This window comes from Ehrlichia japonica (assembly GCF_000632845.1).
GTDB lineage: Bacteria > Pseudomonadota > Alphaproteobacteria > Rickettsiales > Anaplasmataceae > Ehrlichia > Ehrlichia japonica.
The window spans coordinates 380,756-406,875 of record NZ_CP007474.1; the positions used below are offsets into that span (position 1 = coordinate 380,756).

Consider the following 26,120-nt stretch of genomic DNA (forward strand, 5'->3'; position numbering starts at 1 on the left):
ACTGCAAGTTAAGTGTACTATAGTGTTGTACTTATAACTGGTATGCGTCTTAGTGATTGCTTATATAATTCTTCTAACTTCTAATTTTTCTAATGTTTCTAATGTTTCTAATGATGAAGATGGTATTACTGATTTTGATTCTTTCAGTGTTGTGCACCTTGTGAATATTTCATCAAAGCATGATATGGGAGATTTTACAGTTCCGTCATTCTGTTTTAGTATTTTAGCATCTAGTATTCCAAAACTGCATGCTACTACTAAATCTCTAGCTCCTGCATATAAGAAACTAGTCATCTGATGAAGATTTTTTTTAGAATGTACTAAACCTTTACTAGTTGTAGAATGTGTGATTGTATTATATAGTAATGTGCACATATCAAGAATAAAACTAAATGGAAGCTCTAGTATTTCTATGGCACAAAGAGTTAATTCTATAGCTGCTTTTAGTAGTATTAGAGGACTCATTAGCATAGAAGAAAGTATGGCTCTCATTATAGATAATTCAGTAGTGTCATGTTCTATACTATATTTTTCGATGTCCTCAGTGGATTTAGGGCCTTTAAAGTTTACGTAGTCATTATTGTGTACAACAGTATTTCTGTATATTGGATGTTCTATTGCGCCGCAGCAATCTTTTCTTATGCCTAATATTCTTAGAGAAAGACAGATTATTATCATAATACTCATACATGCGGCTAAACATATAAGATATGTTTTTAATTCTGTGGATTGTATTCCAAAGTATTGTCCTAAGTAATGTGTAGTAAGAAATACTGCAGGCATGACAATCATAACTTCGAAAAATGGAATAAGATGCTTTTTCATCTGATGCAATGTCTTTCTTTGGCTATCTTTAAGGATTGCTTTTTGATAATTTGACATGTGTTTTCCATGAAACACATTATAAAGTGATAGATTCAATAAAGTAATACCAGCTAAGTTAAGAGTTAACCATCCTTTAAAGCCGCAAAATAATGAATTTTTTAGTTTAAGGTGTAGATCTGTTAAATATAATTTTGGCCCATTCATATAATGCTACCTAATCTATATATACAATATTACATTATACTCTACTTCTATTATAAGTTACAATGTACTTATTGTATATGATAAATCCAATACGTATTGTATAATATATGACCTTGTTAACTTTTTTTAATGATAAATAAAACAGCAGCATATATGCTAAAAAGACTTTTCTAAATTATGAATTAATTTTTCTATTCTTAATAAGGTATGTGATGATATATTGCTTATTTCATTTTTAACTTTTAAATAATCATCAAAATATTTCTTATACATTAACATTTCATCTTTTGTTTTTTTTAGTTGAATTTTTAGTTCGTTTTTTTCATCTTCTAGTGTTAATCCTGCTAGTAAAAATATTAAAGCATCAGAACCTTTACCTTTTTCTGCCCCTGATATTGAATTAACTAGTTTGTTGAACTTATCTACTAAGTTAAGCAAGTGGCATTCTTCTGTCTTATTACATGCTAATCTGTATTTGTTATTTCTGACGGTAATTTCAATAATTTGTGGGTTAGAGCTATTCACTTACTTACTCCTTTTTTAAAATAGCCTGGATGTTTTCTATTGTAGAATTTAAATGATTGATAACTTCATGGCATGTTTCCTTCCAATTGTTACATTCGTTTGTTTTGTTTATAAGTTGTTGATCTAATTTATTCTTTTCTTCAGTAAGTAATTCTACAGTTGCTTTATACTGTGATATATTGCTTTTATGGCTTAATTTTTGTGTTAATAAAGATTCTAATCTATCAAGTGCTTCATCTAAGTTCTGCTGAAACTCTGAATTATGAAAGTTATTTATTTGATTCATAATAAACCATCTAAGAAATTTATATTTAGTTATAGCTTATTGATTTATCAGCTTGATAAATTTATTACTAGCTCTAAAGTATACTTTTCGATATTTATTTTTTGCTAACTTTGCATTAGCAATTTTTATATTATAACTCCTTACTGTAAATGATCCAAAACCTCTTAACTCTACTCTGCAATCGTTCCTTAAGTAATCTATAATTAATGAAAAGAATATATTTAATATTTTAGATACTATCTCCTCACTGAGGGAGGGATTTTTTTTGGATATATGTTGAATTAAATGTGATTTTAACATGATATTTATTTGTTAATATAATAATGAATGACCTGAGATATAATTGAACTTACATTTCCAAGTATAGATTTATATGATTTTTTTGATAATGTTTTGACTTTTTGTGTGTTAATATTTTGTGTGCGGAACCAACCCATTGCTTCATCTTCTCCACCTATCTGATCAACTAGCCCTATAGATAATGCTTCTGATCCTGTATACACACTCCCATTTGCTATCTTTAGCACTTGACTCTTTTCCATTTTTCTGCGATCTGCTACTATGTCGACAAAGTACTCATAATATTCTTTAATAATACGACGTATTGATTCTTCTTTTTTCTCTGTTAATTCTTCAAAAGGGGATGTTTCTGCTTTTAAATCTGAAGATTTTATTGATTTTAAAGAAATACCCATTTTTTCCGCTAAAGGACTGATACCAATATACTGCATTAACACACCAATAGAACCAGTAACAGTAGTGTGACGAGATATTATATAATCTGCAGCAACTGCAGCCATATACCCACCCGATGCAGCAAAATCATTTAATAGCGCAACTACTGGCTTATTTCTCGCGACGTTACGTATACTTTGATATAAAATCTCACTACCTGTTACTGAGCCTCCTGGACTATTAATATTTAATATTAATCCTGTGATATGCTTACTTTCAGCAATCCTTTTTAGTAGAATATCCATTTCATCGTTTGTTTCAATTTTACCTTCAATATTGATTTTAGCAATATACTGATTATCTAAAAAGTTACTGATATTTGATAGATCAACATAGTTACCTAAGATTAACGATATAAATATCATAAAAAACGCTACGATCCTCCATAACTTTACTTTGGAATTTAGTGTTTCTATTTTTAGCAACTGATCAGACATGAGGTAAACCTACTCAGTGCTTCAATGATAATATCATATTATAAGTTTCAATAAGCAATACTTCAGCCTCTAACTTGTCTCCTGGAAAGAACTTCTTATTATCAGGTAAGTATTCTTGTTCAATCAAAAGATTAAAACTGTTTGACCCGTTAAATACGTCAACTAATATACCAGTATCTTCAACAACCTTAGTGACTGTAACTGGTATGTTATCTCCTAAATTGGTTTTCTTTAGTAAATCAAGGAAAGGATCATACTCGAGCTGTTTTATTCCAAGATCTATTTTGCTCTTGTTTGGATTTATCATTAATATTTTTGCTTCTACACAATCCCCAACACTGTATTTTTTTATTGCTGCTTCTGGTGATAAAGACCAACTTAATTCTGTAATGCGTATTAACCCTTCAATACCATCACTAAGTGTGTTATCTTGAAATGAAACAAATATACCAAGGTTTGTGATATTTTTTATCTTTGTTGACACAACAGAGCCTAAAGGATATTTTAATATAAATGCCTGCCATGGATTATCTTGGCATCTTTTCATGCTAAGACTCATACGGCTTTTAGCTGTATCTATACTTAATACTTTAACCTGAATTTCTTCACCCCTCATAAACAACTGATTTATAGGTAAAGAATTTTTTGTCCAGCTTACTTCAGATACATGAACTAATCCTTCTATCCCTGTTTCTAATTCAACAAAAACACCATATTCTTCAATACTTGTTACAATACCTTTATGAACACTATCAACAGGATATTTTTTCTCAATATTTGACCAAGGACTCTCTTCTAATTGTTTTACACCGAGAGAAATTTTCTTGTTTTCACGATCAATTTTTATAATTTTTGTTTTTACAGTTTGACCACATGAAAAAACAGCTGAAGGGTGACTTACACGGCTCCATGATATGTCCGTTATATGTAATAGTCCATCAACTACACCAACTGAAGGAGATTCATGTATTTCTATAAACACACCATACTTAGTTATACTTTTAACTTTACCTTCAATAATATCTCCTTCGTTTAATTGATTGAGATATAAACTTTTAGCATCTGCAAGAGATTCTTCTAGTATGGCTTTCCTTGATACTACAATATTGCCTTGCTTTTTATCCATCTTTAATATACGAAATTTTTGCTTTTTGCCTAACAACGGGGTGATATCTTTAACTTGTCTTAAAGCTACATGACTTGCTGGCAAAAATGCTACAACACCTTTTATATCTACAGTATATCCACATTTAATTGAGCTAAATATTACTCCTTCAACGTCTTCTTTCTTTTCTGCAGCTTCTTCAAGTTTTTGCCATAACTCATCTCTGATAGCTTTTTCTCTGCTCAGTACTACACTACCATTACGACCTTCTATCTTCTCTAAATATAGCTTTACTTTGGATCCTATACCAATGTTTTGATAGTCATCACCTAGCTCAAATTCTTTAAGTGAAACAATACTTTCAGATTTTAATCCTGAATCTATTGTTACATACCCTTTGTCTATGCAGATAATAGTACCTTCTATTATTTGTCCTTCTTTTACACTATCATCAATGAATCCTTTCAAGGCATATTGAAATTCTGAGCTACCATTATTATCGGAATCTTCTGTTTCAAGATTATGGCTAATAAATTTATTAGATTTTATTCTTTTAATATTATGTAAATAATTGTCTGACTCTAAATTTGGTTTTGTTTGAAGGTTTTCCATAAAATATAGCCTATTTTAAAATTAGCAAAAGCAATAAAAACCATATTATTATTATTTGCCATACTTTACAAGTAGGTTTTTATTTTTTCTTTAATGTATAAAAATACCTGTTCCTTAGTCATGTATGAAGCATTAATGTATAATGCATCTTTTACTTGTAGCAAAGGTGAAAATTCTCTATAAGTATCCCTAATATCTCGTTCTATTATTTGTTGATGTATTTTTTTATACATTTGCTTCTTTTGATGTAGCATTTCTTTGAATCTTCTTTGTGCTCTAATGGATGTTTGTGCTGTAATAAAAATTTTAAAATCTGCATCAGGGAAGACTACAGAAGATGTGTCTCTACCATCAAGAATTATTCCTGGTTTTGCTAAATAGATAAGTTTACGCTGTATAGGTAATAACGCAAGTCTAATATGCTTATGTCTTGCTAAAATCGAAGCAACCTTACCTATGTCTTCATTGTTGTATGATATAGTATTACTGTCCTCTAGAAGTAATGATAGTATTTTTTCTTCTAAGTTACTATCAATTTTTAAATTATTTTGTGCTGATATTCCAAATATTGCAGCTATTATCCTATATATTTTTCCTGTATCTAAGTATTGAAAATCAAGGAAATTTGCTAATTTTTTAGCTAAACTTCCTTTCCCTGAAGCAGAAGGACCATCAATTGTTATAACGAAATTATTGCAATGCTTGGTCATGATTTTGTATAAAAATAGAATATAATGCTATAGCTGCTGCATTTGATACATTTAAGCTATCGATTTTTTTTGATATTGCAATTTTTAATAAAAAGTCACAATTTTCTTTTGTTAATTTGCGCATTCCTTTGCCTTCTGCTCCAAAAATTATTAATCTTTTGCTATCCAGTATTGTTTTGTGTAAAAATTCTCCTTCTTTTGCATCAAATCCATAGCACCAGTAACCTGCTTTTTTTAACAGGTTTATTGTATTGACTATATTTATTACATATACAATTGGAATCATTTCGATGGCACCACTTGAAGTTTTTGACATTCCACAATTTTCTGAAGGTGAATTATGATATGGTAGTATAATAGCATCTACATTAAAACATACAGCTGATCTGATAATGGATCCTATATTATGGATATCTGTAACTTGGTCTAAGAGTATTATTGTTGAATTTTCTTTAGATCTATTTAATACTTCTTCTATTGTTATTGAATTAATAGTTGATGCTCTTAATATAATGCCTTGATGATTGCTATTATGTGGTGAAAGTGAATTGATATAGTTAAGGCTTACTTGTTTTAAATTTATATTCTTTTGTTTACATAATTCTGAAATTTTAGACATTTCGTTATTGTTTTGCATAAAATTTTCTGTTACTAAAAGTTCATAACATTTCCTACTTTTGTTTTGCAAAGCAGCAATGCATGCGTGTTTTCCGTAAATCCATACTTTGTTTTTGCTCATAGAAACGTCGTTGTTATTTTTGATTTTTTTTAATTAGATATTGACATATTGTAATCTTTAATTTAGTTAAATCAATTCTAATCTAAATTTTTTTGGTATCGTTTTTTATTTTTTTATGCTAATTAATGAGGTGTTAGATTAGCGTTAGTGTTTTTAGGAGGAGTGGCCGAGTGGTCTAAGGCAACAGACTGTAAATCTGTCCACTAATGTGATCGTAGGTTCAAATCCTACCTCCTCCACGGTTATGCGGGTATAACTCAATGGTAGAGTCTCAGCCTTCCAAGCTGATTACGTGGGTTCGATTCCCACTATCCGCTCTTTATTTTGAAATGGTTTAAAGGTGTTAAAGGTATTTGTTTATGGTAGAAGAAAGGAAACCACATATAAATGTAGGGACAATAGGGCATGTTGATCATGGTAAGACAACATTAACAGCAGCGTTAACAACAGTGTTAGCGAAGAGATTAAGTGGAGAAGGTAATAAAAGTGTAAAATATGATGAAATAGATAAAGCACCAGAAGAGAAAGCAAGAGGTATAACCATTTCAACAGCACACGTAGAATATGAAACAGAGAATAGACATTATGCGCATGTAGATTGTCCGGGACATGCTGATTATATAAAAAACATGATAACAGGTGCTGCGCAAATGGATGCAGCAATATTAGTAGTCTCTGCAACTGATGGAGCAATGCCTCAAACAAGAGAACATATACTATTAGCAAAGCAAGTTGGAGTAAAAGATATAGTAGTATGGATGAATAAATGTGATGTTGTAGATGATGAAGAAATGTTGTCATTGGTTGAGATGGAGATAAGGGAATTATTATCAAAATATGGATATCCAGGGGATGATATAGATGTTGTCAGGGGATCTGCAGTTAAGGCATTAGAAGAAGAAACAGGCTCAGGTGTGTGGAGTGAAAAGATTATGGAATTGATGAATGCCTTAGAGAAAATAAATTTACCGACAAGAGAAAAAGACAAGCCATTTTTAATGTCGATAGAAGATGTATTTTCAATACCTGGAAGGGGTACAGTAGTAACAGGAAGGATAGAAAGAGGAGTAATCAAAGTAGGGGATAAAATAGAGATAGTAGGGTTACGTGATGTGCAAAGCACAGTATGTACAGGAGTTGAAATGTTCCATAAGGCATTAGATGCGGGTGAAGCAGGGGATAATGCTGGTATATTATTAAGAGGGATAAAGAAGGAAGATGTAGAAAGGGGGCAAGTATTAAGTGCGCCTGGTCAAATACATTCATATAAGAAATTCAAAGCAGAGGTATATATATTAAAGAAAGAAGAAGGTGGAAGACACACTCCATTTTTCTCAAATTATCAGCCACAATTTTATGTTAGGACGACTGATGTAACAGGGAATATAAAATTACCTGATGGAGTTGAGATGGTAATGCCTGGAGATAATATAAATATCGAAGTAAGTTTAGATAAGCCTGTTGCTATTGACAAGGGATTGAGGTTTGCAATTCGTGAAGGCGGTAGAACTGTAGGCTCTGGTATTATTACTGAAATTTTGGAGTAGGTATTTTATGGTAACGCAAAAGATATATATTGAGCTTAAGGCATTTGATAGTTGTTTATTGGATAGATCTGCACGTAGTATTATTTTGACTGCTAAGAGAAGTGGTGCACGTGTTAATGGTCCGATTTTTTTTCCTCGTAAGATTATGAAATTTATTGTTAATCGATCTACTCATGTTGATAAGAAATCTAGAGAACAATTTGAAATTAGGACTCATAAGCGTTTAATTAGTCTACCGAAAGCTAATTCTACAATTATTCAAGCATTGATGAGCTTGCAATTACCTGCTGGTGTAGATGTTAAAGTTAAGGTGATTGGGGGTAACAATGGCTAAGAGAATAGGATTATTTTTAGAAAAAGTGGGTCATACGGCAATTTTTGATAATGAAGGTAAAAGAGTACCAGTTACTTTATTACATTTAAGAGATTCTTTTATTGTTTCTACAAAAATTAAAGATGTTCATGGTTATAATGCTGTAGTATTAGGGGTAGAAGCTTCTGTTAATCTAAAGAAGCCTCAATCAAAAATTTTAGAAAAAAGCAATATTACTGCTAAGTGTAAGATCTTTGAATCTAGGGTTGATAATCTAGATGGTTTAGTAGAAGGAGCTAAAGTTTTTATTACTCATTTTGTCAAAGATCAGTACGTTGATGTTACTGGATATTCTTTAGGAAAAGGTTTTGCGGGTGTTATGAAGCGACATAATTTTAAGGGATTAAAAGCATCTCATGGTGTTTCTATTGCTCATAGATCTCAAGGTTCAACAGGTCAATGTCAAGATCCTGGTAGGGTATATAAAGGAAAAAAAATGGCTGGCCATTTGGGGGATAGTAAAGTAACAGTACAGAATCTTAAGGTTATTTTAGTTGATCAGGAAAGATCTTTATTGGTTGTAAAAGGTAATAATATTCCTGGGGCTAAGGGATCTTATGTTTTTGTAAAAGATGCTATAAAAAAATCGGTACCAAAGGATTCTTTTCCTATATGTGTTGAAGATTTAAAATTAGATAATGTTGTGTGAGATCAATATGGAAGTTAGTATACTAAATGTAAATAGTGATAGAATTGGGACGATTAATTTAAATCCTTTAGTATTCTCTGTGAATTATAGGCCAGATATATTAAAGATGGTAGTTGATTGGCAATTATCTAAAAGGCGTGCTGGGACACATAAAACGAAAACTATAGGTGATGTTTCTGGTACAACTGCTAAGCCTCATAGGCAAAAACATACTGGTAGGGCAAGACAAGGTAGTCTACGTAGTCCACAATTTAGAGGTGGTGCTGTTATTTTTGGTCCTGTAGTAAGAAGTCATGCTTATTCATTAAACAAGAAAGTTCGTAATTTAGGGTTGAAGGTTGCTTTATCATTAAAGAATTCTTGTGATAAATTGTTGATTTTAGATAGTATTGATGTTAATTTTGTGAAGACTACGCAAATGTTACAGTTTATTAAAAATTTTAAGCATAAGTCTTTTCTGATTATTGATAAAGATTATAATAAAAGTGTAGTCTGCTCTTGTAGAAATTTGCATAATGTAACTTTGTTAAAGCAAATTGGAACAAATGTTTTAGATATTTTAAGGCATGATTGCATAATTTTAACTGTTGAAGCTGTGAAATATTTAGAAGAAAGGTTATTATGATTAATTATTTTAACGTTATACAGTCATCTATTATTACAGAGAAAGCAGTATTATTAAATGAGAAGTTTAATAAGTATGCTGTATACGTATCTGTTGATGCTAACAAACAAAAGATCAAAAAGGCTTTAAAAATGGTATTTGATTTAGATGTTATTCGTATTAATGTTTTAAATCAAAAAGGTAAGAAAAAGTGTTTTAAAGGTATATTTGGTCGTAGGAAAGATAGAAAAAAGGTTTATTTTTCTTTACCAAAGGATCAAAATTTTAAATATATGGGAATGAAATAGAATTAAGATGGGTATTAAGAATTTAAATTCAGTAACAGCATCTTTACGTGGTACTGTGTTGTTAGATAAATCAATGTTATGGAAGGGTAAGCCGGAAAAATCTTTAGTTAGTTATAAGATTTCTTGTGGTGGTAGAAACTCTCGTGGTGTTATTACTGTACGTCATCGTGGTAAAGGTCATAAGCGCTTATATAGGATTATTGATTTTAAAAGGAATAAATTTGGTATTCCTGCGACTGTTGAAAGGTTGGAGTATGATCCAAATAGAACGGCATTTATTGCGCTGTTATCCTATGATGATGGTGAGAAATCTTATATAATTGCGCCTAATGGATTAAAAAAAGGTGATGTTGTTGTATCTGGGGATGGGGCTGATATATTACCTGGAAATTGTCTTATGTTGAAGTCAATTCCTGTAGGTACATTTGTTCATAATGTTGAGCTAAGACCTGGCAATGGTGGAATAATTGCAAGATCTGCTGGTACTTATGCTCAATTGATGAGTAAAGATGGTATATATGTTTTATTAAGATTAAGTTCAGGGGAGATAAGGAAAGTATTATCTGATTGTTGTGCTACTGTAGGTATAGTATCTAATCTAGATAATCAGAACGTAAAATTAGGTAAAGCTGGAAGAAATAGATGGTTAGGTATTAGGCCTACTGTGCGTGGTGTTGCGATGAATCCTATAGATCATCCTCATGGTGGAGGTGAAGGTAAAACTTCTGGAGGTAGGAATCCTGTTACTCCGTGGGGTGTGTCAACAAAAGGGAAGAAAACTAGGAAGAGAAATAAATCTAGTAATAAGTATATTAAGCGTGTATCTGATAAGGGGTAGAATATGTCTAGATCTGTTAAAAAGCCTCCTTTTTGTGCGCCGCATGTTTTACGATTGGTAAATAAAGCTGTAGCTCAAAATAAATTAAATTCTATTATCAATATTCATTCTAGATCTTCTGTGATCTTAAATAAATTTATAGGTTTAACTTTCGGTGTTTATAATGGTAAGACCTATGTTCCTGTAAAAGTTAATGATAATATGGTTGGGCGTAAATTTGGGGAATTTTCTCCAACTCGTCGTTATACTGGCCATGTGAGTGATAAGAAGGTATCTAGGAAGTAAAATTGGTTTAAATTATGAGTAAAGAAGTATCGATAATGGCTAAAGGTATTGGGCTAAGATCTACTCCTTCCAAATTAAATTTGGTTGCTGATTTGATTAGAGGAAAAGATGTATCTGTAGCTATAATGTATTTAAAATTTTGTAAAAAGAAGTCTGCTGGATATATCAGTAAGGTTTTAAAATCTGCTATTGCCAATGCGCAAGCTAATTATAATGTTGATCTTGATAATCTTTACGTAAAAGAAGTTCTGGTTGGAAAGTCTTTTTCTTTACGTAGGATTCATGCTCGTGCACGAGGTAAAGCATGTAGAGTGCATAAGCATTATGGTAATGTTATCATAAAATTATTTGAGAGGATGTAATTTATGGGTCAGAAGTCTAATCCTATTGGATTAAGGTTAAAGATAATCAATACATGGGATTCTTTGTGGTATGCTAATAAAGATTATACTACAAAGCTACATGAAGATTTTTTATTACGTAAGTTTATAAAAAAAGCTTTTTATCATGCTTCGATTAGTAAGGTTGTTATAGCTAGAAAAGTGGATGTGATTATAGTTAATGTGTATTCTGCTAAGCCTGGTGTAATTATAGGTAAAAAAGGTGCTGACATTGATAAAGTAAAGCAGCAAATTGTTAGAATGATAAATAATAATATTGAATTAAATATAATAGAAATAAAGAAGCCTGAATTGAAAGCAGTTTTAATAGCAGAAAATATAGCACAGCAATTAGAGAAAAGAATATCTTTTAGACGTGCAATGAAAAGAAGTGTGCAAAGCTGTTTAAAAATAGGAGCAAAAGGAATAAAGGTTAGTTGTGCTGGTAGACTAGGTGGAGCTGAAATTGCTAGAACTGAATGGTATAAGGAAGGAAGTGTTCCGTTGCATACTTTTAGAGCTAATATAGATTATGGTTTTTCTGAAGCAAAAACAATTTATGGAATAATAGGTGTTAAGGTTTGGGTTTATCTTGGCGACACGAAATCGAGTAATGAGTAATTAGTGAGTAGAAATTATGTTTATACCTAAGAAAACTAAATATAAGAAGGATTTTAAAGGGCGTATTAGTGGCAATGCAAAAGGTGGATATACTTTATCTTTTGGGTCCTATGGATTAAAAGCTTTAGAACCAGATAGGTTAACTTCTAAACAGATTGAATCTGCGAGGAGAAGTATTTCAAGGACCTTAAAACGTGTTGGTAAAGTATGGATCAGAGCATTTTGTCATACTTCTGTTAGTAAAAAACCTATGGATGTTCGTATGGGAAAAGGAAAGGGAAGTGTTGAAATGTGGGTATGTAAAGTAAAACCTGGCAAGATATTGTTTGAAATAGGTGGAGTTCCATTAAATTTAGCAAGGGAAGCATTGAATAAAGCTCAAGCTAAGCTTCCAATGAAATGTAAGTTTGTTAGTGATGAATTGTAAAGGTATTGAGCTATGGATATTGTTGATATAAGGTCTAAAACTAGTAGTGAGTTGTATGAGTTGTTAGTAAGTTTAAGGAAGGAATTGGTTCATGCTGTACTAAGTAAGAAAATTGATAAATCAAGTAACCATTTTTATTGTACAAATATAAAAAAAGATATAGCTAAGGTATTAACAATATTGAATGAAAGAAAAAAAGAGGAAAAGCATGTCTAATAAGAGAGTTTTAACAGGGATTGTAATTGGTGCAAAGTGTGATAAAACTATAAAGGTAATGGTTTCTCATATGATAAGACATAAGACATATAAAAAAATAATAAAGAAGTGTAAGAATTATATAGTACATGATGAACATAATCAGTATAAGTGTGGTGATGTTGTGAAGATACAGGAGCATATACCTATATCTGCTACTAAAAGGTGGATTGTAATTTAAAAGGTAATAGTTTATGATACAGAAGAATACTTTATTAGATGTTGCAGATAATTCTGGTGCACGTAAAGTGTTGTGTATAGGGTTGTTAGGTGGTAAAAAATCTGCTTCAGTTGGTGATATTATTATTGTTTCTACTAAGGTAATTACTCCGCGAGGAAAAGTTAGTAAAGGGAAAGTTTATAAAGCAGTGGTTGTTAGGGTAAAGAAAGCAGTACGTAGATTAGATGGGAGTGTTATGAGATTTTCAAGTAATGCTGTTGTATTAATTAATGATCAAGGTGATCCGTTAGGGACTCGTGTATTTGGTCCGATTAAAAAATTACCTTTTGGTCTTTTTTCTAAGGTTATGTCTTTAGCTGTAGAGGTATTATAAGATGGGTATAAAGATTATTGCTGGTGATGATGTTATAGTAATCAGCGGCAAAGATAAAGGAAAAATGGGAAAAGTAGTAAAAATTCTGAAAAAAAAGCATTATGGTAAGGATGTTTCTTTTGCAATAATTTCAGGGATTAATGTATGTAAAAAGAGTGTTAAAGCTACTCAAAAGAATGATGGTGGTATTATAAGTGTTGAAAAACCTATAAATCTTTCAAATGTTGCATTATTTGATTCTACACTTGGAATTCAAACAAGAGTAGGCTATAAATTTATTGGTGAAAGAAAAGTGCGTTTTATGAAATCTTCTGGTAAAATTATAGAATAGGTTGTTTTTTTATGTTAAAAGATTTATATAAGAGTCATATTGTGCCGTCTTTAAAAGCTAAGCTTGGATATAGCAATGTGATGCAAGTTCCTAAAATTGTAAAAGTTTGTTTAAATATAGGGTTAGGTGTAAGGGGTTCTGATAGTAAAGTTATGAATTCTTGTGTGCGTGATCTTGCGTTAATAGCTGGTCAGAAGCCTGTAGCAACTTATGCAAAAAAATCTATTGCTGGATTTAAGATACGTAAAGGGTTTCCTATTGGATGTAAAGTTACTTTAAGGAATAATAAAATGTATGAATTTTTAGAGAGACTTATTTATGTTGTTCTTCCTAGAGAACAGGATTTCAAAGGATTATCTGTTAATCAGCTTGATGGTTGTGGTAACTTATCAATTGGTATAAAGGAGCATATTTCATTTTTAGAAATAGACTATGATAAAATAGATAAGATACTAGGATTAGATATTAACATTGTAACAAATGCAGTTAACAATAATGATGCTAAGTTATTGTTAATGGAATTTGGTTTTCCATTTATTAATTAAAGGGTATTCATGTCAAGAAAATCTGTTATACAAAGAAATTTAAAGCGTATATCTGTTTGTAATAGATTGAAGAGTAAGAGAGAGGAATTAAAAGCTATAATTAAAGATCAATCTCTCTCTATGAATGATAGGTTTTTAGCTCAGATAAAATTATCTAAGCTTCCTAGAGATTCATCTTATATTAGAATTAGAAATAGGTGTTTAATTACTGGAAGACCTAGAGGATGTTATAGAAAATTTAAAGTTTCTCGTATTGTTTTACGTCAATTAGGTTCAATTGGACAAATACCTGGGTTGACTAAATCTAGTTGGTAATATTGAAAGGAGGGGTTGGTAGTGTCTTTGTCAGATCCTATTGCTAATTTTTTAACAAGTATACGTAATGGGCAGCTAAGTATGAATAAGGTGGTAGTGGTTTCTTATTCTTATGTTATTCATGCTATATTACAAATTTTACTTTCAGAAGGATATATAGATGGATTTACTGAAAAATCAAAGAGTTCTAATATAAAATTTTTTGAAGTAAAACTAAAATATTATAATGGTGCACCTGTAATTAGTCAGATAGCTAGAATATCAAAGCCAGGTAAAAGGTCCTATTGTTCAGCTAAAAGTATGCCTAAATTTTATAATGGGTTAGGCTTATATATAGTATCGACGTCTAAGGGAATTATGTCAGATTATAATGCTCGTAAGTCTGGTGTTGGTGGAGAAATTTTATGTGGTGTTTTTTAGGAGATTAATTAATGTCAAGAGTTGGCTCTGTGCCTATAGTGATTCCTAGTAATGTTCAGGCAGATTTAATTGATAATCAGCTTACCTTAAAGAATAGTGAAAATTCATTAAAATTGATTTTAAATCATGGTATTCTTTGTAATATTGCTGATGGCAAGATTGTGTTGCGTATTAGTGATAAGTCTATCAAGTCGAGAGTAATGTGGGGAACTTACAGAAGTATAATTAATAATTATGCCATAGGTTTATCTCAAGGATTAGTGGTTGAACTTGAAGTTAATGGTGTTGGTTATAAGGCTGAAGTTAATGGTGAATATTTATCTTTATCATTGGGTTTTAGTCATGGGGTAAAATATAAAATCCCTAAGGGTATTGTTATTCAATGTGTTAAACCTACTCAAATATTGATTAAAGGTTTTGATAAACAAAAAGTATATATGGTAGCATCTGATATATGTTCAATTAGGAAATATAATCCATATAAAGGTAAAGGTATTTCTATTAAAGGTAAATATGTTCATAGAAAAGAAGTTAACAAGAAAAAGTAAAGTGGGGTAATGGTTAAAATTATGGTATATAATTGTACTAGATTTGAAAGACGTAAAAGGCGTGTTAGGTTGAAATTAAAAAAGAATTCATCTTTATTAAGGTTATCTATTTTCAAATCGAATAGGCATTTTTATGTTCAATTAATAGATGATAAATGTGGCAAAACGTTTGCTTCAGCATCTACTTTAGAACGTGAAGTTGTTGCTTTAACTAATAGAAAGGTTAATAGTGATTCTGTAAAAGTTGTTGCAAAGTTGATGTCTGATCGATTGCATAAGTTAGATAATTGTAAAAAATTTGTTTTCGATAGAGGTCTTTATAAATATACGGGAATAGTTTCTGAGTTTGCAAATGAATTGCGGAATTATGGTTTTGAGTTTTAATAAGTAGGTTTTATAATATGGATGTTGTAAAGAAGTCACGAAATGTTCATGGTTCTAATGATTTTTCTGAATTGATAGTTTCTGTGAGGCGAGTTGCAAAAGTTGTAAAAGGTGGCCGTAGATTTTCTTTCTCAGTATTAGTAGTTATAGGGGATGAGAAAGGTAAGGTTGGTTGTGGAATAGGTAAACACCTTGAAGTGTCTGAAGCTAAAATCAAAGCTGTTAATGCTGCTAAGAAAAATATGATCAGAGTGCATTTACGTGAATCTAGGACTTTGCATCATGATATAAAAGCTAAGTTTTGTTCAAGTAAAGTTATGTTAAGGTCAGCTAAGGTGGGTACAGGTATTATAGCTGGTGGTTCTATACGTTTAATTTTTGAAGTTTTAGGGGTACAGGATGTTGTAGCAAAATCTATAGGATCTTCAAATTCACATAACGTTGTATATGCTGTTTTTGCTGCTTTTAGAAAAATGCTATCACCGAAGCAGGTAGCTAATAAAAGGAGTAGGAAGATAGGTGATATTATTGAAAATAGGTAATTTATGGATACAGTTATAAAATTAAATAATATATTTAGCGGATTACCTAAAAAGAAAAAACCTAAGGTGTTAGGTAGAGGTATAGGTTGCGGAAAAGGTAAGACTTCTGGTCGTGGGCATAAAGGGCAGAAGGCAAGATCTGGGGTTTCTATAAACGGGTTTGAAGGTGGTCAACAATCTATATTTACCAGATTGCCTAAAAGAGGATTTAATTCTCTGATTAGAGATAGGTATTCAATAATCAATTTGTCTACAATTCAGAGGTTAATTGATAGTAAAAAAATTGAAGATGTTTCTGCGATTACGAAAAAAATTTTATTTAATCTAGGAATTATTTCTTCTGTTCAAGAAAAAATTAAGATTCTTGGAAATGGTAAATTAAATACTGCAGTGGCAATTGAGTATGATTTTATTTCAAAGTCAGCAAGGTCACAAGTTACTTTATTAAGTAATGTGTCAGAAAGTAAATAATAATATTTAAATTCATAGTTAAGTAGTCTTATGTCACAAAAAATGGATTTACTATCTTGGAATAAGGATAATTTATTAGGTAAGCTTTGGTTTACTTTATTGTGTCTTATTATATACCGTTTAGGTACATATATACCAATTCCTGGTATTAATCCAGATGTAATAGATGCAGTAGTTGCAAAACATTCTGTAGGTGTGTTAGGAATTTTTAATGTATTTTCTGGTGGTGCTTTAGGTAGAATGACTATTTTTGCATTAAATGTTATGCCATATATAGTCTCTTCTATAATTGTTCAGCTATTATCAGTAACTATTCCAAAACTAAATGATCTTAGGCAAAATGGTGAATTAGGACGAATTAAAATTAATAGTTATATACGATATATGACTATTTTTTTCTGTTTAATTCAAGGTTTTGTTATTTTGCTTGGATTAGAAAAAATGAATACTGAAACTAGTATTGTAGTCATTGATCCTGGTATATTATTTCGTATAGTAGGTATCAGTAGTCTATTAGGTGGTACAATGTTTTTACTTTGGTTAGGAGAAAGAATTAGTAAAAACGGGATAGGTAATGGTGTATCTATGATTATATTTACAGGTATAGTAGCTGAATTGCCTGGATCTTTTTCTTCTATGTTTTTATTAGGTAAAAATGGTAATGTTCCAATATTTGTGATTTTATTAATGCTTTTAATATTTTTTGCATTATTATTATTAATTATTTTTATTGAGAAATCTTATAGAAAGATATTAGTACAGTATCCTAAGAGACAAGTTAAAAATAAGTTATATGGTAGTAGTTCTACTTATATTCCATTAAAAATTAATATTTCTGGGGTAATTCCACCTATTTTTGCTAATGCTTTATTATTATCTCCGATTACAATAGCAAATTTTCATCAAGGGTCTGCATGGTCTGATTTTATATTGATGCATTTTTCATCTGGTAAGTTGCTGTATATGGTATGTTATGCATTATTAATAATATTTTTTGCATTTTTTTATACGGCTTTTGTTTTTGATTCGAAAGAAACATCACAGATCTTAAAAAAAAATGGAGGTTTTATTCCAGGAAAAAGACCTGGAAATGGTACTTGTGAATACTTTAACTATGTGATAAAAAGATTAACTGTTTTAGGATCAATTTATTTAACAATTATTTGCATAATTCCTGAATTAATAAGGTATAACTATTCTGTTTCTTTTACTTTAGGAGGTACTAGCTTTTTGATAATAATAAACGTAATAATTGACACATTCTCTCAGGTACAGACACATTTATATTCAAGCAGATATAGTACATTAATTAAAAAATCTGAACTATGGAAAATAAAATAAATATACTAATTTTTGGTCCTCCTGGGTCTGGTAAAGGTACACAATGCCGTATTTTGTCAGAAAGTTATAGTACTATTTCTGTAATTTCAACAGGAGATTTGTTAAGGAATGAAGTAAAACTTGATACCGATGATGGTAGAAGAATTAAGCAAGCTATGGAATCTGGTGATTTAGTGAGTGATGATGTAGTCTGTAAAATGTTTGTTAAATCTATTAGTAAAATAAAGAATGGGTTTTTGTTAGATGGATTTCCAAGAAATTTAGAGCAAGCAAGGTTTTTAACAGGAATTTTAGAAGAATATAATAGTCAGATTGATATAGTAATACAATTGCAATTAGATCTAGAAACAATAAAGAATAGGTTATATGGCCGTATTTTATGTAAAAATTGTGGACAGGTTTCTAATTTAAATTTTTTTGATAAAACAATAAATGAGATTTTTTGTAAGTTTTGTAAAAGCAATCAACTAGATTATCGTTATGATGATAAAGTAGAAGTTATCATAAAAAGAGTAAATCAATATAATGAAGAGATAAAACAATTAGAGAATTATTATTGTGGTAAGATTGTGTGCATTGATGCAGGTAGGTCAATAGAAGAAGTTACTTGTGATATAAAAGGCAAAATAGACCCTTTAATTATTGGTTGACGTTAATCTGCATATTTGCTATATTACAAAACATTTGTTATCTTGTGGAGGAGAGTTAGTGGCGCGTATAGCTGGAGTAAATATTCCTACAAATAAGCGTATAGTTATTGCTTTAACTTATATATATGGTATTGGTCTTTCTTTAGCTAATAGAATCTGTGAGGGTTGTAATATTGATCATAATATTCGTGTTGTGAATTTAAATGATGATGAGATTATTAGAATTAGGAATTTTATTAGAGAGAATTATATAGTAGAAGGCGATCTAAGAAAAGAAGTTAGTATGAATATTAAGTTTTTAACTGACATAGGATGCTATAGAGGGTTAAGGCATAGGAGAGGGCTGCCTGTTCGTGGTCAAAGGACTCATACTAATGCTAAAACTCGTAAGGGTAGGTCGAGATTACCAGTTGCTGCTAAGAAAAAATAACAAGGTATATTATGAGCGTATTGTATAAAAAGAAAAAAAGAAATGTTGTAGTTGGGGTAGTACATATTCATGCTACCTATAATAATATCATTGTGACAGTTACAGATCAGCAAGGACATTCGTTAATATGTACTTCTGCTGGAGCATGTGGCTTTAAAGGTTCTAAGAAAGCAACTCCTTATGCAGCACAAGAAACAGCAAGTCATGCTGTTAGAACAGTTGTTGAACAAAATGGGATGAAAACAGTGTCTATTAAAGTTTCTGGTCCTGGTGCAGGTAGAGAAGCAGCTATAAGAGCTGTACAGGCTTGTAATTTAAATGTTACTTCTATTAAAGATACTACAAAGCTTCCGCATAATGGATGTAAACTTCCAGGAAGACGTAGAGTTTAAGTGTATTTGTTACTATGTGAGGTTCTGTTGTGATTTTTGATGAGGATTCTAATTCTATTGCTCAAGACTCGGGTTATATGGCGGTAGGTAATGCGTACTCTAATGGAGTGAGTTATATATCAATGAGTGATCATTGGAGTAAGTTGACTAAGCCTTCTTCTATTAAGGTGGTTCCTAATGGTACTTCTCCGAACAAGGCAGATTTAATTATTGAACCTCTTGAGAGTGGTTTTGCTTTAACTTTAGGTAATGCTTTAAGAAGAGTCATGGTGTCCTCTTTACGTGGCTTTGCTGTTTATGGGGTTGAGATAGAAAATGTTTTGCACGAATTTACTTCGATTTCTGGAGTTAGGGAAGATGTAACAGATATTCTTTTGAATATTAGCATGATGAGAGTAAAACTTTCTGGTATGAATAGTAAGGTTTTATCTCTTAAAGTAAAGGGACCATGTGAGGTAAGGTCTGGGATGATAGCTGATACTGATGATTGTATGATACTGAATAAAGATTTATTAATTTGCACTTTAGATCAGGGTGTAGATTTTAATATAAAGATGTATGTTAATGCTGGAAAAGGTTATGTTCCAGCTGTGAAGCGTAGATCAATTAGTAAGCTTGGTGATATACCAGTAAATTTCATTGCTACTAATGCTCTCTATAGTCCTATAAAAAAGGCATCTTTTAAAGTAGAAAGTAGCCGTATTGGCCAATTTACAGATTATGATAAATTAATTATGTCTGTGGAGACAGATGGATCTATTTTGCCTGATGAAGCAGTGGCATTAGCTGCAAGAATTTTACAAGATCAATTTCAACCGTTTATTAATTTTGATGAAACTGATGAGCCTCATAAGAAAGTTGATACTAAAGATACATTACCTTATGATTCTAATTTATTGCGTAAAGTTGATGAATTAGAACTTTCAGTAAGATCTTATAATTGTTTGAAAAATGATAATATTACTTATATAGGAGATTTGGTTCAAAAAACTGAATCTGATATGTTGAGAACTCCAAATTTTGGTAGAAAGTCGCTTAATGAGATTAATGAGCTTTTAGCAAGTATGAATTTGCATTTAGGAATGAAGATTGCGAATTGGCCTCCTGAATCCATTGAGAGTTTAAGTAAACAATATAGTGAAGAATGAGGTTGTATTATGAGGCATCGTGTTGCTCATAGAAAGTTTTCTCGTACCAGTGCTCATAGAGTATCTATGCTTTTGAATTTGTGTATATCTTTAATTAAGCATGAAAGGATATCTACTACTTTACCTAAAGCAAAGGAAATACGTCCTTATGTAGAAAAGCTTATTACCATTGGTAAAGTCTATAAAGAAAAAAATTTAGTTTATGGAAAAAGGTTATTAATTTCTAAAATTAAAAATCCTGATGCAGCTGATAAATTAATTGATGTATTGTCAGTACGCTATAGAAATAGAAATGGTGGATATACTAGAATTATAAAAAATGGATTCCGTAAAAGTGATAGTGCACCTATAGCAATTATAGAGTTTGTTGATAGACAGGTAGCAACTGTTGAAAGTAATAATAAGAGTTCTTAATTTTGTATTTTTATAGTATTCTCATGTTTTTTATCTAAAGTGATTGGTTATGAGGTTTACACTTTCATGGTTGAGACAATATCTTGATACAAATGTTTCTTTGGATTTAATAATTAAGAAGCTTAGTGATATTGGTATAGAAGTAAATAGTGTAGATTATTGTGATCATTTAAAAACTTTTGTAATTGCTGAGGTATTAGAAGTAATTCCTCATCACGCAGCTGATAAGTTAAGGGTGTGTAAAGTATTTGATGGAAAGGAAATTTTCCAGGTTGTGTGTGGTGCTTCTAATGTAAGAACTGGTATGAAATCTGTCTTAGCACATGTTGGTAGTGTAATGCCAAAAAATCAATATGTGATTAATATGGTAAAACTGCGAGGTGTTGAAAGTTATGGCATGCTATGTTCTAAGGATGAATTAGGAATTATAGGCCATAATGATTCTAGTGATGGAATAATTGAATTGCCATCCACTTATAATGTAGGAGATACTTTTTTTCCTTGTGATCCAGTAATAGAAGTTAACATTACTCCAAATCGTGGAGATTGTTTAGGAGTATATGGTATAGCTCGTGATTTAGCTGCTGCTGGTATAGGGGAATTGAGGTGTGTAGATCATCAAGTTATTAGTAATTCTACCGATTCTAATACTTCCCCAATTGAGGTTTGTGTACAAGTTGATGGAATAGTCAAGGGAAGATATATTAAAGGAATAAAAAATCGTGAAAGTCCTAAGTGGTTAAAGGATTATTTGTTAGCATGTGGGATAAGTTCAGTTTCATTTGTTGTTGACATAACAAATTATATTATGCTGTCTTTCAATAGGCCACTTCATGTATATGATGCAAGTAAAATAACGAAGAAACTGATTTTTAAAAAAGCTGAAAATCAAGTAGAATTTGCTGCTCTTAATAATAAAAAATACATTTTAGGTGCAGAAAATATTATAGCTGTTGACTTAGATAATAATGTCCATGGTATTGCTGGAATAATAGGTTCTCAATTAAGTAGTTGTTTATTAGATACAAGGGATATTTTTTTAGAATCTGCATGGTTTAATCCTGTAGATATTGTTCTATCTTCAAGAAAAATTAAATTATCTACTGACGCTAGTTATCGTTTTGAAAGATTTCTTGATCCTAAATTTTTGCAAACTGGGCTAGATTTAGCTACAAAAATGATCTTGGAATATTGTGGTGGGGAGTCTTTTGATGTTGTTTCTGATGAAAATTATTTAGTTAATGATATTGAATTAGATTTTCCTCTAGAATCTGTAAGAAAAGTGGGAAATGTTGATATTTTAGTAGAACAAATTTCTGATTTTTTGATTAAGCTTGGCTTTATTATAGATAATAGTAATGGATGTGTTTGGAAAGTGACAGTTCCTTCATGGAGATCTGATATTAAGCATCATTCTGATGTTATAGAAGAAGTTCTTCGGTTATATGGATATGATCAAATAGTTGAAGAACCTATACCTATTTCTCATGTTGATATTACTGATAACTGTTATGATAGATTAAGATCAGTGCTATTGGCTGAAGGGTTGATGGAAGTAATCACTTGGTCATTTACAAATATAACGTTTGCTAAGAAGTTAGGTTATGATTCGGAATTATTGCTAATAGATAATCCCATTAGTGATAAGTTAAATTTAATGCGTCCTAGTATTTTATTGAATTTGCTTCAGGTTGTTTCTGAGAATCAAGCATATGGAAATAGCGAGATAGCTATTTTTGAGATAGGTCAAATTTATAGTATTAATAATGTATGTAGTAATAACAGTTATGTGGTAGGTGGCGTCAGATATGGAAATAATTTCCCACGCAATCTTTATAAACTTGATAGATCTGTTGATATTTTTGATGTCAAATCTGATGTTATTAGTATATTACAGGAATTAAATATTGAGTCTAGTGCTGTAGAATTTAAAAAATCTGACAGATCATATCTCCATCCTGTGAAGTCTGCAGATGTATATTTTAACAATATTTTGTTAGGGTATTTTGGAGAACTACATCCTGATATTATGCATTTATATGAAATAAAACGTCCAATAGTTTGTTTTGAGGTATTTTTGTATAAAATTCCTCAAGTAGATTTAGTACGTAAAGAATTTGTAGAATCATGTTATCAGTGTGTAAAACGTGATTTTGCTTTTTTAATTAATAAAGATATAAGTGTACAACGTTTAATAGATGTTACCAAAAATAGTAATAGTACCTTAATAGATAATGTTGCAGTTTTTGATTTATATGAGGGAAATAATATAGGTGATAATAAATTATCTGTTGCATTATCAGTTACTTTCAAGCCTGTTGATCACACATTAAATGATCAAGAAATAAAAGATGCGTCTGATTTGATAATTAATGCTGTAGCTCAGGAACTTGGTGGGGTATTAAGATCTTTTTAAGTTGTGAAAATTGTGTGTCTTTTTGCTATTCATTTATTTGATATTTACGAATGTTGTTTATGTTACACTGGGGTGCACAAGTATAGTAGATTATATAATTTTTTAAGTATGGTATAAGAATATTTTTCTAATTGTTAGCATTGCTAAAAAAGTCTTTGATTACATCTTCTTAGATGTGCTATTTAATAATATACAAGTATCATAGGGAAAAATTATTAATATTTATCACTTAAGTAACATCTCAATATCAATATAACTGTATGATCCATGATAATTAGTGTGTGCATGTTATTAAATGTAAAAGCTGGTTTTTGAAAACAATACCATACTAATAAGTACAAGCTTAAAATAAATATTCTTATTATAATGTCTGGAGTGATATATTCATAAACAATAAAAACTCATAGGTCCTTCTATATCCTGTTTACAATAGCCAATTTACTGTTAGCGTATAGTTTTATAGAAAAATATATAACACTTGTTCAAGATTACATGGGTAGAATATATTTTTAATCACAGTATATGGGATATGTGGCAAATATTAAGTTGTTTATAAAATAAAATACATTAATATTTTAATATTTATTAAAATATATATTATTAATGAATGTAATTGTAAAAAAAATAATATTATTGTTACGTAAGAATCTTAATGACAATAAAAATATGCTGGTAATTTGGATACCAGTATTACAAGGAGTTGGCATAATAGCATACTTTTCTTTGAATAGGGAACCACAGGATGATTTGTTAATATATCTTGTATGTTTATTATTAGTAAGTTTGGTTTTTATTTGTTTAAAAAAGTATAGTGTCTTATTTTTATCAATTTTCTTTGTCGTATTAGGATTTATTAGTGTTCAAATAAAGGCGCATTATTTTGTTAGGGATACATTACGACATCAGGTATATGTAAGGGATATTGTTGCTAGAGTAAAAGAAATAAGTACTAAACAATCGTATAAGAGATTGGTTGTTTGTAATATCAAAAATAGTAAATACAAGATAAAATGTATTAGATTGGAAGTTCGTACTAAACTGGATAGTAGGATTGTAATAGGTGATATGGTACAATTTTCTGCAATTATTTATCCTCCATCAGCTGCTGTATCTCCATTTTCTTATGATTTTTCTCGTATAGCATATTTTAAAAATATAAGTGCGGTAGGTTTTGCGATTAGTAATGTATATTTATTTAAAAAAAATGAAAATAGACAAATTATAGAATATATAGAACTTATAAGATTTGGTATATATGAAATGCTTCTACGAAGCTTAACAGAAGATAGTGCTAATATATTAAGTGCGTTATTAATAGGGAAAAAAGAGGGTATTAAAGATGATATAATGGATGCTATTAGAAATACAGGAATAGCTCATCTTTTTGCGATTTCTGGATTACATTTATCTTTTATTGCTGGATTGTTTTTTACTTTATCAAGAAATTTATTAGTATTGTCTACAAGATTTGCGGAAAGGTACGACATAAAGAAAATCTCTGCTATTATAGCTATTATCGTGAGTCTAATTTACTTGTTGATTGCTGGAATACCTGTTTCAGCTCAACGTGCTTTTATTATGGTGAGTTGTATTTTTATTGGTGTTTTAATTGATCGAAATCATAATAATTTGTGTTCTATAGCAATTGCATCATTTGTTATATTATTAATTAACCCTGAATCATTGCTAAGTCCAAGTTTTCAAATGTCCTTTGCTGCTGTACTTGCTCTTGTTGCTAGTCGTAATATTTTTTTAAGGTTAGTGATGATGAATAATATGCTACAGTATTTTTTATCAATTATTTTAAGTTCATTAGTTGCAAGTTTAGCTACACTTCCTTATGTAATATATCATTTTAACTATTTTTCTATAGCAGGTGTTTTTGCTAATTTACTTGCAATTCCAATTACAACATTCTTTATAATGCCATTAGGGTTGTTATATATTGTATTGGGTATTGTTAATTTAGAGTTCTGTATTTCATGGATGGTAGAAAGTTCGGTTAGGGTACTTATATATATAACTCAATATATTTCTAAAATAAATGGCTTAATAGTGTTATTGCATGCTTTTTCTTCAGTATCTATATTGGTTATTACTCTAGGATTTTTATTTTTATGTTTATGGAAAGGAAGCATGAGATTCTGTGGATTAATACTGATTGTATTAGGTGTTTTTATTGGTATTAACTATATAACTCCTGATGTTATGGTGAATCAACACAATATTGTAGTTAAAGAGTCGAATGGTAAGTTATATGCAATTAATCAAAAAGCTCATTTAACAAGTTTTATAAATTTGGCATGGGCAAGACAAAATGGTCAGGAAGAAATGTTGAGGCCTTATTTTGGAAGTAATAAATACTTATCTTGTAAGAAGGGTGAAGGGTGTATGTATAGCAAATTAGGAAAAAATGTTTTGATTGCTTATAATGCTGATTATATAATGCAAAATTGTCTAAATGTAGACTTGATTGTACAAGGTAAGAAATTCATGTATCCAGATGAATGCATAACGCAACATATTGATTATAGTGATACTAGGGAGTCATGTGTTGTTTGGGTGACAAATGGCAGGATAAAAATTGATAAGATATCTGGTAGCAGGATATGGAATACATAAGTAATATTCAGAGCACTACATGAGAGGAGAGGTGCTTGTTCTTGATTTATTAGTAGGGTACGTTAAATAAGTTATTTTATTGTTTTTAACGATACAGCTGTATTAATGAGTTATGTGTATAGTTAATTATTA

The 26,120-nt window shown here is 30.4% G+C and carries 37 protein-coding genes and 2 tRNA genes; 31 read left to right on the forward strand and 8 right to left on the reverse strand.

Going from position 1 to position 26,120, the window contains the following annotated elements:
- Window positions 1–60 precede the first annotated feature (60 nt).
- From EHF_RS01500 to rlmB, 8 genes are all read right to left on the reverse strand, one after another.
- Window positions 61–1,029, reverse strand: coding sequence for a hypothetical protein (locus EHF_RS01500; protein WP_044194370.1), 969 nt, complete (start codon window positions 1,027–1,029; stop codon window positions 61–63).
- 156 nt (window positions 1,030–1,185) lie between these two features.
- Complete coding sequence (locus EHF_RS01505) at window positions 1,186–1,554, reverse strand: cell division protein ZapA (RefSeq protein WP_044194373.1); 369 nt, start codon at window positions 1,552–1,554, stop codon at window positions 1,186–1,188.
- A 4-nt stretch (window positions 1,555–1,558) separates the two neighbouring features.
- Window positions 1,559–1,840, reverse strand: coding sequence for a DUF4164 domain-containing protein (locus EHF_RS01510; RefSeq protein ID WP_044194375.1), 282 nt, complete (start codon window positions 1,838–1,840; stop codon window positions 1,559–1,561).
- 36 nt (window positions 1,841–1,876) lie between these two features.
- Window positions 1,877–2,140 carry an HU family DNA-binding protein gene (locus EHF_RS01515; protein ID WP_044194379.1) on the reverse strand — a complete coding sequence of 88 codons (264 nt, stop codon included), beginning with the start codon at window positions 2,138–2,140 and terminating at the stop codon, window positions 1,877–1,879.
- Between the two features lie 5 nt (window positions 2,141–2,145).
- Window positions 2,146–3,012, reverse strand: a complete 867-nt coding sequence (gene sppA, locus EHF_RS01520; RefSeq protein WP_044194381.1) for a signal peptide peptidase SppA — start codon at window positions 3,010–3,012, stop codon at window positions 2,146–2,148.
- Window positions 3,013–3,025: 13 nt separating this feature from the next.
- Entirely contained in the window at window positions 3,026–4,729 is a 1,704-nt protein-coding gene (locus tag EHF_RS01525) for a 30S ribosomal protein S1 (protein WP_044194384.1), read from the reverse strand.
- Between the two features lie 65 nt (window positions 4,730–4,794).
- Complete coding sequence (gene cmk, locus EHF_RS01530) at window positions 4,795–5,439, reverse strand: (d)CMP kinase (protein ID WP_044194386.1); 645 nt, start codon at window positions 5,437–5,439, stop codon at window positions 4,795–4,797.
- Window positions 5,420–6,178, reverse strand: a complete 759-nt coding sequence (rlmB, locus tag EHF_RS01535; RefSeq protein WP_044194389.1) for a 23S rRNA (guanosine(2251)-2'-O)-methyltransferase RlmB — start codon at window positions 6,176–6,178, stop codon at window positions 5,420–5,422. Before rlmB ends, cmk begins: the two co-directional genes overlap by 20 nt.
- Window positions 6,179–6,334: 156 nt before the next feature.
- Here rlmB and EHF_RS01540 point away from each other — a divergent pair.
- From EHF_RS01540 to EHF_RS01690, 31 genes are all read left to right on the forward strand, one after another.
- Window positions 6,335–6,417: transfer RNA gene (locus EHF_RS01540), tRNA-Tyr, on the forward strand.
- Between the two features lie 7 nt (window positions 6,418–6,424).
- A tRNA-Gly gene (locus tag EHF_RS01545) sits at window positions 6,425–6,495 on the forward strand.
- A 42-nt stretch (window positions 6,496–6,537) separates the two neighbouring features.
- Window positions 6,538–7,725 (forward strand): elongation factor Tu, encoded by a 1,188-nt coding sequence (gene tuf / locus EHF_RS01550; RefSeq protein ID WP_044194392.1) that lies wholly within the window; start codon window positions 6,538–6,540, stop codon window positions 7,723–7,725.
- A 7-nt stretch (window positions 7,726–7,732) separates the two neighbouring features.
- Window positions 7,733–8,059, forward strand: a complete 327-nt coding sequence (gene rpsJ / locus EHF_RS01555; RefSeq protein ID WP_044194395.1) for a 30S ribosomal protein S10 — start codon at window positions 7,733–7,735, stop codon at window positions 8,057–8,059.
- Complete coding sequence (gene rplC, locus EHF_RS01560; protein ID WP_044194397.1) at window positions 8,052–8,747, forward strand: 50S ribosomal protein L3; 696 nt, start codon at window positions 8,052–8,054, stop codon at window positions 8,745–8,747. The genes rpsJ and rplC overlap by 8 nt, the downstream gene beginning before the upstream one ends.
- Before the next feature lie 7 nt (window positions 8,748–8,754).
- The gene (gene rplD, locus EHF_RS01565; RefSeq protein WP_044195822.1) at window positions 8,755–9,372 is read left to right on the forward strand and encodes a 50S ribosomal protein L4; all 618 of its coding nucleotides are present in this window, start codon (window positions 8,755–8,757) and stop codon (window positions 9,370–9,372) included.
- Complete coding sequence (locus EHF_RS01570) at window positions 9,369–9,659, forward strand: 50S ribosomal protein L23 (protein WP_044194400.1); 291 nt, start codon at window positions 9,369–9,371, stop codon at window positions 9,657–9,659. Before rplD ends, EHF_RS01570 begins: the two co-directional genes overlap by 4 nt.
- Window positions 9,660–9,666: 7 nt before the next feature.
- Window positions 9,667–10,497, forward strand: coding sequence for a 50S ribosomal protein L2 (rplB, locus tag EHF_RS01575; RefSeq protein WP_044194403.1), 831 nt, complete (start codon window positions 9,667–9,669; stop codon window positions 10,495–10,497).
- A 3-nt stretch (window positions 10,498–10,500) separates the two neighbouring features.
- Window positions 10,501–10,782 (forward strand): 30S ribosomal protein S19, encoded by a 282-nt coding sequence (rpsS, locus tag EHF_RS01580; RefSeq protein WP_024072228.1) that lies wholly within the window; start codon window positions 10,501–10,503, stop codon window positions 10,780–10,782.
- Between the two features lie 14 nt (window positions 10,783–10,796).
- Window positions 10,797–11,144, forward strand: a complete 348-nt coding sequence (rplV, locus tag EHF_RS01585) for a 50S ribosomal protein L22 (RefSeq protein ID WP_044194406.1) — start codon at window positions 10,797–10,799, stop codon at window positions 11,142–11,144.
- A gap of 3 nt (window positions 11,145–11,147) precedes the next feature.
- On the forward strand, window positions 11,148–11,783 hold the full coding sequence (gene rpsC / locus EHF_RS01590) for a 30S ribosomal protein S3 (protein ID WP_044194407.1): 636 nt from the start codon (window positions 11,148–11,150) through the stop codon (window positions 11,781–11,783).
- Window positions 11,784–11,799: 16 nt separating this feature from the next.
- Window positions 11,800–12,210, forward strand: a complete 411-nt coding sequence (gene rplP, locus EHF_RS01595; protein WP_044194408.1) for a 50S ribosomal protein L16 — start codon at window positions 11,800–11,802, stop codon at window positions 12,208–12,210.
- Between the two features lie 12 nt (window positions 12,211–12,222).
- Entirely contained in the window at window positions 12,223–12,426 is a 204-nt protein-coding gene (gene rpmC, locus EHF_RS01600; RefSeq protein WP_044194411.1) for a 50S ribosomal protein L29, read from the forward strand.
- On the forward strand, window positions 12,395–12,646 hold the full coding sequence (gene rpsQ, locus EHF_RS01605; RefSeq protein ID WP_044194414.1) for a 30S ribosomal protein S17: 252 nt from the start codon (window positions 12,395–12,397) through the stop codon (window positions 12,644–12,646). Before rpmC ends, rpsQ begins: the two co-directional genes overlap by 32 nt.
- A gap of 13 nt (window positions 12,647–12,659) precedes the next feature.
- Window positions 12,660–13,019: a 50S ribosomal protein L14 gene (gene rplN / locus EHF_RS01610; RefSeq protein ID WP_044194416.1), complete on the forward strand. Its 360-nt coding sequence runs from the start codon at window positions 12,660–12,662 to the stop codon at window positions 13,017–13,019.
- 1 nt (window position 13,020) lies between these two features.
- Window positions 13,021–13,350, forward strand: a complete 330-nt coding sequence (gene rplX, locus EHF_RS01615) for a 50S ribosomal protein L24 (RefSeq protein WP_044194419.1) — start codon at window positions 13,021–13,023, stop codon at window positions 13,348–13,350.
- A gap of 11 nt (window positions 13,351–13,361) precedes the next feature.
- Window positions 13,362–13,895 carry a 50S ribosomal protein L5 gene (rplE, locus tag EHF_RS01620; RefSeq protein ID WP_044194421.1) on the forward strand — a complete coding sequence of 178 codons (534 nt, stop codon included), beginning with the start codon at window positions 13,362–13,364 and terminating at the stop codon, window positions 13,893–13,895.
- Window positions 13,896–13,904: 9 nt separating this feature from the next.
- On the forward strand, window positions 13,905–14,210 hold the full coding sequence (gene rpsN / locus EHF_RS01625) for a 30S ribosomal protein S14 (protein ID WP_044194423.1): 306 nt from the start codon (window positions 13,905–13,907) through the stop codon (window positions 14,208–14,210).
- Window positions 14,211–14,231: 21 nt separating this feature from the next.
- Complete coding sequence (gene rpsH / locus EHF_RS01630; protein ID WP_044194424.1) at window positions 14,232–14,630, forward strand: 30S ribosomal protein S8; 399 nt, start codon at window positions 14,232–14,234, stop codon at window positions 14,628–14,630.
- 11 nt (window positions 14,631–14,641) lie between these two features.
- Window positions 14,642–15,178: a 50S ribosomal protein L6 gene (gene rplF, locus EHF_RS01635; RefSeq protein ID WP_044194431.1), complete on the forward strand. Its 537-nt coding sequence runs from the start codon at window positions 14,642–14,644 to the stop codon at window positions 15,176–15,178.
- 21 nt (window positions 15,179–15,199) lie between these two features.
- Window positions 15,200–15,562: a 50S ribosomal protein L18 gene (rplR, locus tag EHF_RS01640; RefSeq protein ID WP_052349269.1), complete on the forward strand. Its 363-nt coding sequence runs from the start codon at window positions 15,200–15,202 to the stop codon at window positions 15,560–15,562.
- Between the two features lie 17 nt (window positions 15,563–15,579).
- Window positions 15,580–16,104, forward strand: coding sequence for a 30S ribosomal protein S5 (gene rpsE / locus EHF_RS01645; protein ID WP_044194436.1), 525 nt, complete (start codon window positions 15,580–15,582; stop codon window positions 16,102–16,104).
- Between the two features lie 3 nt (window positions 16,105–16,107).
- Window positions 16,108–16,575, forward strand: a complete 468-nt coding sequence (gene rplO / locus EHF_RS01650; RefSeq protein ID WP_052349270.1) for a 50S ribosomal protein L15 — start codon at window positions 16,108–16,110, stop codon at window positions 16,573–16,575.
- Window positions 16,576–16,617: 42 nt separating this feature from the next.
- A complete protein-coding gene (secY, locus tag EHF_RS01655; RefSeq protein WP_044195828.1) occupies window positions 16,618–17,916 on the forward strand; it encodes a preprotein translocase subunit SecY in 1,299 nt (432 codons plus the stop codon).
- Window positions 17,901–18,566, forward strand: a complete 666-nt coding sequence (locus tag EHF_RS01660) for an adenylate kinase family protein (protein ID WP_044194439.1) — start codon at window positions 17,901–17,903, stop codon at window positions 18,564–18,566. The genes secY and EHF_RS01660 overlap by 16 nt, the downstream gene beginning before the upstream one ends.
- Window positions 18,567–18,624: 58 nt before the next feature.
- Complete coding sequence (gene rpsM / locus EHF_RS01665) at window positions 18,625–18,996, forward strand: 30S ribosomal protein S13 (RefSeq protein ID WP_044195830.1); 372 nt, start codon at window positions 18,625–18,627, stop codon at window positions 18,994–18,996.
- 11 nt (window positions 18,997–19,007) lie between these two features.
- Window positions 19,008–19,388, forward strand: coding sequence for a 30S ribosomal protein S11 (rpsK, locus tag EHF_RS01670; protein ID WP_044194441.1), 381 nt, complete (start codon window positions 19,008–19,010; stop codon window positions 19,386–19,388).
- Window positions 19,389–19,465: 77 nt separating this feature from the next.
- Window positions 19,466–20,536, forward strand: coding sequence for a DNA-directed RNA polymerase subunit alpha (locus EHF_RS01675; RefSeq protein WP_044195833.1), 1,071 nt, complete (start codon window positions 19,466–19,468; stop codon window positions 20,534–20,536).
- 9 nt (window positions 20,537–20,545) lie between these two features.
- Window positions 20,546–20,950, forward strand: a complete 405-nt coding sequence (rplQ, locus tag EHF_RS01680) for a 50S ribosomal protein L17 (protein ID WP_044194444.1) — start codon at window positions 20,546–20,548, stop codon at window positions 20,948–20,950.
- A gap of 49 nt (window positions 20,951–20,999) precedes the next feature.
- The gene (gene pheT, locus EHF_RS01685) at window positions 21,000–23,366 is read left to right on the forward strand and encodes a phenylalanine--tRNA ligase subunit beta (RefSeq protein WP_044194448.1); all 2,367 of its coding nucleotides are present in this window, start codon (window positions 21,000–21,002) and stop codon (window positions 23,364–23,366) included.
- Between the two features lie 603 nt (window positions 23,367–23,969).
- Window positions 23,970–25,988, forward strand: a complete 2,019-nt coding sequence (locus EHF_RS01690) for a ComEC/Rec2 family competence protein (protein ID WP_044194450.1) — start codon at window positions 23,970–23,972, stop codon at window positions 25,986–25,988.
- The last annotated feature ends 132 nt before the right edge of the window (window positions 25,989–26,120 follow it).

Excerpts from the sequence above, each read along its gene's own strand:
- EHF_RS01500 (WP_044194370.1), bottom strand. The coding sequence starts at position 1,029 with ATGAATGGGCCAAAATTATATTTAACAGATCTACACCTTAAACTAAAA.
- EHF_RS01510 (WP_044194375.1), bottom strand. The coding sequence starts at position 1,840 with ATGAATCAAATAAATAACTTTCATAATTCAGAGTTTCAGCAGAACTTA.
- EHF_RS01515 (WP_044194379.1), bottom strand. The coding sequence starts at position 2,140 with ATGTTAAAATCACATTTAATTCAACATATATCCAAAAAAAATCCCTCC.
- sppA (WP_044194381.1), bottom strand. The coding sequence starts at position 3,012 with ATGTCTGATCAGTTGCTAAAAATAGAAACACTAAATTCCAAAGTAAAG.
- EHF_RS01525 (WP_044194384.1), bottom strand. The coding sequence starts at position 4,729 with ATGGAAAACCTTCAAACAAAACCAAATTTAGAGTCAGACAATTATTTA.
- cmk (WP_044194386.1), bottom strand. The coding sequence starts at position 5,439 with ATGACCAAGCATTGCAATAATTTCGTTATAACAATTGATGGTCCTTCT.
- rlmB (WP_044194389.1), bottom strand. The coding sequence starts at position 6,178 with ATGAGCAAAAACAAAGTATGGATTTACGGAAAACACGCATGCATTGCT.
- tuf (WP_044194392.1), top strand. The coding sequence starts at position 6,538 with ATGGTAGAAGAAAGGAAACCACATATAAATGTAGGGACAATAGGGCAT.
- rpsJ (WP_044194395.1), top strand. The coding sequence starts at position 7,733 with ATGGTAACGCAAAAGATATATATTGAGCTTAAGGCATTTGATAGTTGT.
- rplC (WP_044194397.1), top strand. The coding sequence starts at position 8,052 with ATGGCTAAGAGAATAGGATTATTTTTAGAAAAAGTGGGTCATACGGCA.
- rplD (WP_044195822.1), top strand. The coding sequence starts at position 8,755 with ATGGAAGTTAGTATACTAAATGTAAATAGTGATAGAATTGGGACGATT.
- EHF_RS01570 (WP_044194400.1), top strand. The coding sequence starts at position 9,369 with ATGATTAATTATTTTAACGTTATACAGTCATCTATTATTACAGAGAAA.
- rplB (WP_044194403.1), top strand. The coding sequence starts at position 9,667 with ATGGGTATTAAGAATTTAAATTCAGTAACAGCATCTTTACGTGGTACT.
- rpsS (WP_024072228.1), top strand. The coding sequence starts at position 10,501 with ATGTCTAGATCTGTTAAAAAGCCTCCTTTTTGTGCGCCGCATGTTTTA.
- rplV (WP_044194406.1), top strand. The coding sequence starts at position 10,797 with ATGAGTAAAGAAGTATCGATAATGGCTAAAGGTATTGGGCTAAGATCT.
- rpsC (WP_044194407.1), top strand. The coding sequence starts at position 11,148 with ATGGGTCAGAAGTCTAATCCTATTGGATTAAGGTTAAAGATAATCAAT.
- rplP (WP_044194408.1), top strand. The coding sequence starts at position 11,800 with ATGTTTATACCTAAGAAAACTAAATATAAGAAGGATTTTAAAGGGCGT.
- rpmC (WP_044194411.1), top strand. The coding sequence starts at position 12,223 with ATGGATATTGTTGATATAAGGTCTAAAACTAGTAGTGAGTTGTATGAG.
- rpsQ (WP_044194414.1), top strand. The coding sequence starts at position 12,395 with ATGAAAGAAAAAAAGAGGAAAAGCATGTCTAATAAGAGAGTTTTAACA.
- rplN (WP_044194416.1), top strand. The coding sequence starts at position 12,660 with ATGATACAGAAGAATACTTTATTAGATGTTGCAGATAATTCTGGTGCA.
- rplX (WP_044194419.1), top strand. The coding sequence starts at position 13,021 with ATGGGTATAAAGATTATTGCTGGTGATGATGTTATAGTAATCAGCGGC.
- rplE (WP_044194421.1), top strand. The coding sequence starts at position 13,362 with ATGTTAAAAGATTTATATAAGAGTCATATTGTGCCGTCTTTAAAAGCT.
- rpsN (WP_044194423.1), top strand. The coding sequence starts at position 13,905 with ATGTCAAGAAAATCTGTTATACAAAGAAATTTAAAGCGTATATCTGTT.
- rplF (WP_044194431.1), top strand. The coding sequence starts at position 14,642 with ATGTCAAGAGTTGGCTCTGTGCCTATAGTGATTCCTAGTAATGTTCAG.
- rplR (WP_052349269.1), top strand. The coding sequence starts at position 15,200 with ATGGTATATAATTGTACTAGATTTGAAAGACGTAAAAGGCGTGTTAGG.
- rpsE (WP_044194436.1), top strand. The coding sequence starts at position 15,580 with ATGGATGTTGTAAAGAAGTCACGAAATGTTCATGGTTCTAATGATTTT.
- rplO (WP_052349270.1), top strand. The coding sequence starts at position 16,108 with ATGGATACAGTTATAAAATTAAATAATATATTTAGCGGATTACCTAAA.
- secY (WP_044195828.1), top strand. The coding sequence starts at position 16,618 with ATGGATTTACTATCTTGGAATAAGGATAATTTATTAGGTAAGCTTTGG.
- EHF_RS01660 (WP_044194439.1), top strand. The coding sequence starts at position 17,901 with ATGGAAAATAAAATAAATATACTAATTTTTGGTCCTCCTGGGTCTGGT.
- rpsK (WP_044194441.1), top strand. The coding sequence starts at position 19,008 with ATGAGCGTATTGTATAAAAAGAAAAAAAGAAATGTTGTAGTTGGGGTA.
- EHF_RS01675 (WP_044195833.1), top strand. The coding sequence starts at position 19,466 with ATGGCGGTAGGTAATGCGTACTCTAATGGAGTGAGTTATATATCAATG.
- rplQ (WP_044194444.1), top strand. The coding sequence starts at position 20,546 with ATGAGGCATCGTGTTGCTCATAGAAAGTTTTCTCGTACCAGTGCTCAT.
- pheT (WP_044194448.1), top strand. The coding sequence starts at position 21,000 with ATGAGGTTTACACTTTCATGGTTGAGACAATATCTTGATACAAATGTT.
- EHF_RS01690 (WP_044194450.1), top strand. The coding sequence starts at position 23,970 with ATGAATGTAATTGTAAAAAAAATAATATTATTGTTACGTAAGAATCTT.